Annotated in this window: 5 protein-coding genes; 4 read left to right on the forward strand and 1 reads right to left on the reverse strand. The window is 68.7% G+C overall.

The features are described from left to right. The first annotated feature begins 148 nt into the window (after positions 1 to 148). From G5C65_RS34500 to prcA, 4 genes are all read left to right on the forward strand, one after another. Positions 149 to 364 carry a ubiquitin-like protein Pup gene (locus G5C65_RS34500; protein ID WP_165303004.1) on the forward strand — a complete coding sequence of 72 codons (216 nt, stop codon included), beginning with the start codon at positions 149 to 151 and terminating at the stop codon, positions 362 to 364. A gap of 121 nt (positions 365 to 485) precedes the next feature. Next, positions 486 to 998 carry an endonuclease VII domain-containing protein gene (locus G5C65_RS34505; RefSeq protein WP_338146796.1) on the forward strand — a complete coding sequence of 171 codons (513 nt, stop codon included), beginning with the start codon at positions 486 to 488 and terminating at the stop codon, positions 996 to 998. After that, positions 950 to 1,795, forward strand: coding sequence for a proteasome subunit beta (gene prcB, locus G5C65_RS34510; RefSeq protein ID WP_165303006.1), 846 nt, complete (start codon positions 950 to 952; stop codon positions 1,793 to 1,795). The genes G5C65_RS34505 and prcB overlap by 49 nt, the downstream gene beginning before the upstream one ends. A 56-nt stretch (positions 1,796 to 1,851) precedes the next feature. Next, positions 1,852 to 2,637, forward strand: a complete 786-nt coding sequence (prcA, locus tag G5C65_RS34515) for a proteasome subunit alpha (protein WP_165303007.1) — start codon at positions 1,852 to 1,854, stop codon at positions 2,635 to 2,637. Positions 2,638 to 2,655: 18 nt separating this feature from the next. On the opposite strand, the gene G5C65_RS34520 is transcribed toward prcA, so the two are convergent. Further along, positions 2,656 to 3,060 (reverse strand): substrate-binding domain-containing protein (locus G5C65_RS34520; protein WP_165303008.1); only part of this gene is annotated, 405 nt, incomplete at its 5' end.

Here is a 3,060-nt window from a genome sequence, read left to right on the forward strand (position 1 = left end):
GGCGGGGGTGCTACGAATGGCCGGATTCCGGGAATCATCGAGGTGGCCCCCGGACGTTGTACCAAGTACAGGGCCGATGTCCGGCCCGGCTTGTAGGGTCTGATCTTGTACGCACGCGTACACCACCGAACCGAGCGGGGTGAGGGAAATGGCGACCAAGGACACCGGCGGACAGCAGAAGGCCACGCGTCAGACCGAGGAGACCGAGGAGCAGGCGCAGGACGCGCAGGTCTCGGAAGACCTCAAGGAGCGCCAGGAGGCGCTCTCGGATGACGTGGACGCGGTCCTGGACGAAATCGATGATGTCCTCGAGGAGAACGCGGAGGATTTCGTACGAAGCTTCGTTCAGAAGGGTGGCCAGTAGGCCATTTTTACCTTCGAATCGAAGGTTGCAGGGGGGTGAGATGTCAGAAGCAAGCGAAGCGAAGCGATGCTCACGATGCCAGGAGCGGAAGCCTCGCGCGGCGTTTGCCCGTAACAAGTCCATGCGGGACGGCTTGCAGGCTTATTGCCGTGAGTGCTGGTCGGCCTACCACCAGCAGCGGCAGCTGGCCCGTGGCAGAAATGTCAGGCCGAGAGTCAAGACTCCCGAAGGGCACAAGTACTGCCGATGTTGCGAGCAGACCAAGCCGCACAGCGAGTGGCACCGTAACGCGTCCGCCTCGGATGGCCTCGCAACGCTCTGCAAGGCGTGCAAGGCGCTCAAGGGCCGAGCCGGACACCTCAAGCGCCAGTACGGCATGACCGAGACCGACCGCCAGGCACTCGTCGACAGCCAGTTCGGCATCTGCCCCATCTGCCTCCGCCCCGACCCCGTCCATGTGGATCACGATCACCAAACGGGTAGGGTCCGGGGCGTACTGTGCTTCACCTGCAACGCGGCCATCGGCCACTTGCGGGATGATCCCGGCGTCATGCGCCGGGCCATCGGATACGTGGAAGGGAACTCGTGGAAGCCAAAGCAAGCGGCACCGGGCGTCTACCTGCTGCCTTCCTGACGCCGGGGTCCTCCTCGTTCGTGGACTTCCTGGCCGCGCACGACCCGGGGCAGCTCCCGGGCAACCGGGAGCTGCCCCGGGTCGAGCGCGCCGTCGAGGCGCCGCACGGCACGACGATCGTGTCCGCGGCCTACCCCGGCGGTGTGCTGCTGGCCGGGGACCGGCGGGCCACGATGGGCAACGTCATCGCCCAGCGGGACATCGAGAAGGTCTTCCCGGCCGACGAGCACTCCGCGGTCGGCATCGCGGGCACCGCGGGGCTGGCCGTGGAGATGGTGAAGCTCTTCCAGCTGGAGCTGGAGCACTTCGAGAAGGTCGAGGGCTCCCAGCTCTCCCTGGAGGGCAAGGCCAACCGTCTCTCGACGATGATCCGCGGCAACCTCGGCATGGCGATGCAGGGGCTGGCGGTCATCCCGCTGTTCGCCGGGTTCGATCTGGACCGGGAGAAGGGCCGGATCTTCTCGTACGACGTCACGGGCGGGCGCACCGAGGAGTCGGGCTTCGCAGCCGTCGGTTCCGGCTCGGTCTTCGCGCGCGGTTCGCTCAAGAAGCTGTACCGCGAGGACCTGACGGAGGAGCAGGCGGCCACGGTGGTGCTGCAGGCGCTCTACGACGCCGCGGACGACGACTCGGCGACGGGCGGCCCGGATCTGACCCGCCGTATCTATCCGATCGTTGTGGCGATCACCGAGGACGGCTTCCGCAGGCTGGCCGAGGACGAGGTCTCCGGGCTCGCCCAGGCGGTGTACGACGGCCGTCTGCAACTGCCCGACGGGCCGCAGGCCCCGCTCTCCTAGCGCTTTGTCCACAGTCTCCTCGGTATATGCAACGGTCAGGAAGGGACGGATAACCGGTGACGACGCCGTTCTATGTTTCACCCCAGCAGGCAATGGCCGACCGGGCGGAGTACGCCCGCAAGGGCATCGCGCGCGGGCGCAGCGTGGTTGTGTTGCAGTACGCGGACGGCATCGTGTTCGTCGCCGAGAACCCCTCGCGTGCGCTGCACAAGGTCAGTGAGATCTACGACCGGATCGCCTTCGCCGCGGTCGGGAAGTACAACGAGTTCGAGAACCTCCGGATCGGCGGCGTCCGCTACGCGGATCTGCGGGGCTACACCTACGACCGCGAGGATGTGACGGCGCGCGGCCTCGCGAACGTCTATGCGCAGACGCTGGGCACGATCTTCTCCGCGAACACCGAGAAGCCCTACGAGGTGGAGCTGATCGTCGCCGAGGTCGGGCCCGCACCGGAGGACGACCAGATCTATCGGCTGCCGCATGACGGTTCGATCGTGGATGAGCACGGTTCGGTCGCTGTGGGCGGCAGCTCCGATCAGATCGGCAGTTATATGGATCAGCGGCACCGTGAGGGCATGTCGCTGGGGGAGGCGCTGAAGCTGGGCGCCGACGCGCTGGGCCGGGACAGCAACGGCGGTGAGCGGACGGTGACGGCGGAGCAGCTGGAGGTCGCCCTGCTGGACCGGACGCGCCCGCAGCAGCGGAAGTTCAAGCGGATGACACAGCGCCAGGTTGCCCGGCTGCTGGAGGAGCAGCGCGGCTCCGCGGAGAGCGGCAGCGAGGGCGCGGAGCCGTCCTCCGGGGACGAGGGGGAGTCCGAGGGGGACGGCGCGGAGTCGTAGCCGCGCGCCGCCGTCCGCTCACTCCGGTGCGGGGCCGCTGGAGTCGCGTGGAACGAGGGTGACCGGGAGGACCGTCTCCCGGTCACCCTCGTTCTGCGTCTGGTCGCCGCGGCCGTCGCGCCTTCCGCGCCCTGGGCCCGCGCGCCTCGCGCCCGTGCGCCTTGCGTCCGCGTGCCCTGGGTCCGTGCGCCCTGCGTCGAGGACGGCGAGCAGGGCGCGCATGCCGGCGGCGCCCATCTCGGCCGCGGGCAGGTGCAGGGTGGTCAGCTCGGGTTCCACGATCCGGGCGAGCGCCAGGTCGTCGAAGCCGGTGACGGAGAGTTCCTCGGGAACGCGCAGTCCGAGCCGGCGGGCGGCTTTGAGCGCTCCGGCGGCCAGCAGGTCGCCGTCGCAGACGAGGGCGGTGGGGGCGGACGGCCCGGG

The sequence above is a fragment of the Streptomyces boncukensis genome, assembly GCF_011045075.1.
Taxonomy (GTDB): domain Bacteria; phylum Actinomycetota; class Actinomycetes; order Streptomycetales; family Streptomycetaceae; genus Streptomyces; species Streptomyces boncukensis.

What these genes read in the sequence shown, in the direction of transcription:
- G5C65_RS34500 (WP_165303004.1), top strand. Translation starts at nt 149, where the DNA reads ATGGCGACCAAGGACACCGGCGGACAGCAGAAGGCCACGCGTCAGACC.
- G5C65_RS34505 (WP_338146796.1), top strand. Translation starts at nt 486, where the DNA reads ATGCGGGACGGCTTGCAGGCTTATTGCCGTGAGTGCTGGTCGGCCTAC.